This window comes from Prosthecobacter sp. (genome assembly GCF_044232965.1).
Lineage (GTDB): Bacteria > Verrucomicrobiota > Verrucomicrobiia > Verrucomicrobiales > Verrucomicrobiaceae > Prosthecobacter.
The window spans coordinates 1-3,414 of the sequence record NZ_JBIIKX010000152.1 but is presented as its reverse complement, the minus strand read 5'-3'; the positions used below and the strand labels follow the sequence as shown (position 1 = coordinate 3,414).

The following is a 3,414-nucleotide window of genomic DNA, read 5'->3' as shown; positions in this document are numbered from 1 at the left end:
AGTAAGCCGCGTGGGCTGTGGCGGCTCCGAGAGGAGCCAGAGCAGCGAGCTTCAGGAAATGGCGGCGAGTGGTGTTTGGGGTCATGTTGTTCGGATTGTAGCGTGGCAGGCTCTACTTCAACTCAGGCCGCAGGTAGGCCTTGATGTAGTCGCTGTCGGTGGCGTGCTTCACGTTCGGGGCACCGGGATAGACGAGGTCGCAGGGGACTTGATGAGCATCGCAGTGTTCTTTGAGCTTCACGCCGAAGTTCGCGGTGTGGGTGGGGTCTTTTTCGTCGTGGCCGAGGTTCGGCGGGGCGCTGTAGTAGAGGCCGACGGGCGGGTCGCCGGAGGTGACGAGTTCATAGGGTGAGTATTCTTTGATCCAGGGCAGGAGGCGCTCGCGGGCGTCGTAGAACATCTGGAAGGAGCTGATCTTCTTCTTCGCATCCCACACGATGCCGAAGGCGTGGGAGCCGTATTTGCTGTTGGGTGTCCACTCGCGCATTTGGTGAGGATCGAGCGTGGTCTGCGCACCGGACACGGCGGCGCAAAGGACGCGAGTGGACTCACGGGCGATGGGATCGGCGCTCGTGGGATCGGCCATCTCGTCGTGAAAGGCCAGCCAAAGGCTCGTGCAGGCACCGGCGGAGCCGCCGGCGAGAGCGACCTTGGTTTTGTCGAGGTTCCACTCCTTGGCCTTGCTGCGACAGAACTGGAGGGCGCGGGTGCAGTCGAGCATCGGTCCCTTCACCGGCGGCACCAGTCCATCGGCGGTGGAGTCTTTGATGGTGCGGTATTCCACGGACGCCACCGAGATGCCGGCCTCCAGCGCGGGCAGGATCATGCTTCGAGCCACAGATCGGTCGCCGCCCTGCCAGCCGCCGCCATGGATGTAAACGAGCAGCGGCGTGGGCTGGTCCGACTTGGCCCGCCAAAAATAAATCACCTGCATCCGATGCGGGCCATAGGCGACGTTTTCGTCAGGCTCGACGGGCAGTTCATACTTCCGGTGCTCGGGGGCGGGCTTCTGCGCCTTAGGCGGAGCGTCGGCGGCGATCAGCGTCGTCAGTGGAGCAAAAAGGAGGGCGATGAGGGTGAGTTCGAGTTTCATGTTTGGAGTGGCATGTTGCGTTCAAGGCTTCGTGTTCTCCACGTCGATGTAGAGCGAGTTGATCCGCGCCAGGGTGCCGGGGATCTGGCCGTCGTGCATGTAGAGCAGGCGTCCGGGGCTGATCTCGCGGATGGCGGTGTAGTTGAAATTGGCGCGGTCGGAGATGACGCGGTGATCGCGCCAGGTGCGACCGCCATCGAGGCTGAACATGAGATTGGAAACGGGGCGGCCATAGCTGCACGCGAGCACGCCGTGGCTCATGAGCACGAGGTCAGGCATGACGCTGCCTTCTTCTAGGGTGCGCTCGAACTTCCACGTCTTGCCGCCATCGAGCGAGCGATGCTGGAGGAGGTTCGACATGTGCGCATCGGGCCGCGTGACCGCGAGCCATTCGCTGTCGCTGAGCCTCACGACGGCGGGCTCGCCACCGAGACCGATGTGCGCGAGATGCGTCCACGTTTTTCCCAGATCGGTGCTGCGCAGCAGATGCGTGTGGCGCTCCGGAAAGCCGCGGCCGTTGGCCAGTTTCAGCGTGGCTCGGCGGCTCCAGGCGACGGCGGTGATGCTGCCATCCTTCTCAGCCCAGATGTGGCGTTCAAACAGAAGCACCTCGCCATTTTTTGACGGCATGAACTCCGTGGGCATCGAGATGGTGCTGTCGTGCATGGTGAGGTTATCCGCCTTGGCATCGAGGAGCGAGGTTTTGCCCGTCAGCGTGCCGTCCGGCTGCAATCGTGTCCAACGCGACGGCCCGAGGATGCGACCATCGGCGAGGCGCACGAGTTCCTGCGGCGAATCGCTGTTTTGTTCGGTGCCGGGCACGGCTTGCCACGTTTTGCCAGCGTCCGTGCTGCGGCGCACGATGTAAGGCTCCAGCAAGGCATCGCTGCCTTGCGGATTGCTGGTCAAAAGCAGGCCCTGGCCCATGTCGTAGAGGTAGGGGCGCGACTCGGTGTTCTTTTTGTCCACGTTGAGCGGCCACGGCTCGCTGACGGTGATCTTAAGTGGCGACTTTTCCACCGCCGCACTCGCCGCAGGCCGCAAACCGAGCCGCACAAACTCCCACTGCGCCTCGCCCGTGAAGGGCTTCGACGTGGAGCCAAAGCGGATGAACTTGCGCGGCGATGTCGCGGGTCGCCAGAAGGCATCGCGGCCTTCGATGAGGCGTTTGCCATCCCTTTCGACCGCCATGTCCTCGCCGCGAATGATGAGCCGATACGTGTGAAAGGCATCCCGCGTGTCCGCCTGCGCAAAGCGGTCTGTCAGCGTGCGCACATACCCTTTCGCGGCCTCGGGATGCTTGTCCTGCGCTGGCGTGAGCAAAATGCCTTCGACATGCTTTCCATCGCAAACCTCCACGCAAATCGGCGCCCCATCCCGCTGCGGCCACGTCGCCGTGGGCGAGTCCCGATGCCCGACCATGCTCACCAGCTTCACGCGTGCCTCGACGATGATCTCTTTGCCATCGAGATCGCCCGTCCACTCGGCTTCAAAGGCACCCAAGTCGTCTTTTGCGTCGTCACTCAAATGCAAGGCGCCGCCTTCGAGCTTGGTGTTGGGTTTGCCGATTGCGGCCCAGGGCGATGCGGGCGGGGATTGGCCGTCATAGTGGAGGAGCCACGGCACCTCGTCGGCGGCGCACATCAGCATGGGTTGGGCGAGCAGAAGGGCGGAGATGAGGAAAAGTCGCTTCATGGGTTGAGTCATTGAATCCAGAACGAAAAAAGCCGCCCGTTCTGCACGGCAAACTCTAGGCGCATTGGCTGGCCCTTGCGTGTGGCGATCTTCGTCAGTTCGGGCAGGGCGAGGCCGATTTCATCCTTGCCCGTGATCGTGATCTTTTGCAGCGAGATCCCTTGATCATCCAGCAGGCTGACGGTGAGGGCACCGAACTTGATCGCTGCGTTCACATGCAGCGTGCCGCCATCGTGAATGAACGGTTTCGTGCGCAGAATGCCGGGCTTGTAGCTGGCTTCCATGGCGACAAAGCGGTCGCGTTTGATCGTGGCGAAACCGAGAGCACCGCGATGCGACGGCATCGGAGGCAGGAGCTTCGGCTCGTCTTCAAACTTCCAGCGTGTGCTGTGGAGTTGATTGCGCCCCGTGTAGTAAAAGCGGAGTTCATCGCCGACCAGGACGGGATCAGAAACGGGCGGCGAGATCACACCGCGATCCCATTCGCCGAGGCCGCCCATCGCGAGGAAGGGCGAGCGGTCGCTGAGGCGCTGCCAGGTCATGTTGTCGCGGCTGATGCCGAGCTGCACTGGCAGCGTGACGCTCTCGGGATCGTTGTGAAACAGATGAACGAAGCCGATGTTCAC

General features: G+C 62.6%; 3 protein-coding genes and 1 pseudogene. All 4 read right to left on the bottom strand.

The features are described 5' to 3' along the window. Window positions 1–85, bottom strand: an 85-nt coding sequence (locus tag ACILSI_RS26875) for a twin-arginine translocation signal domain-containing protein (RefSeq protein ID WP_395725012.1), incomplete at its 3' end; no start/stop codon positions are given. 27 nt (window positions 86–112) lie between these two features. Next, a complete protein-coding gene (locus tag ACILSI_RS26870) occupies window positions 113–1,093 on the bottom strand; it encodes an alpha/beta hydrolase (RefSeq protein ID WP_395725011.1) in 981 nt (326 codons plus the stop codon). 21 nt (window positions 1,094–1,114) lie between these two features. Further along, a complete protein-coding gene (locus ACILSI_RS26865; RefSeq protein WP_395725010.1) occupies window positions 1,115–2,788 on the bottom strand; it encodes a sialidase family protein in 1,674 nt (557 codons plus the stop codon). Window positions 2,789–2,796: 8 nt separating this feature from the next. Next, a pseudogene (locus ACILSI_RS26860) lies at window positions 2,797–3,414 on the bottom strand (hypothetical protein); the annotation flags it as partial.

Bases quoted from the DNA above. Each gene is read 5' to 3' on its own strand.
- ACILSI_RS26870 (WP_395725011.1), bottom strand. From the start codon at position 1,093: ATGAAACTCGAACTCACCCTCATCGCCCTCCTTTTTGCTCCACTGACG.
- ACILSI_RS26865 (WP_395725010.1), bottom strand. From the start codon at position 2,788: ATGAAGCGACTTTTCCTCATCTCCGCCCTTCTGCTCGCCCAACCCATG.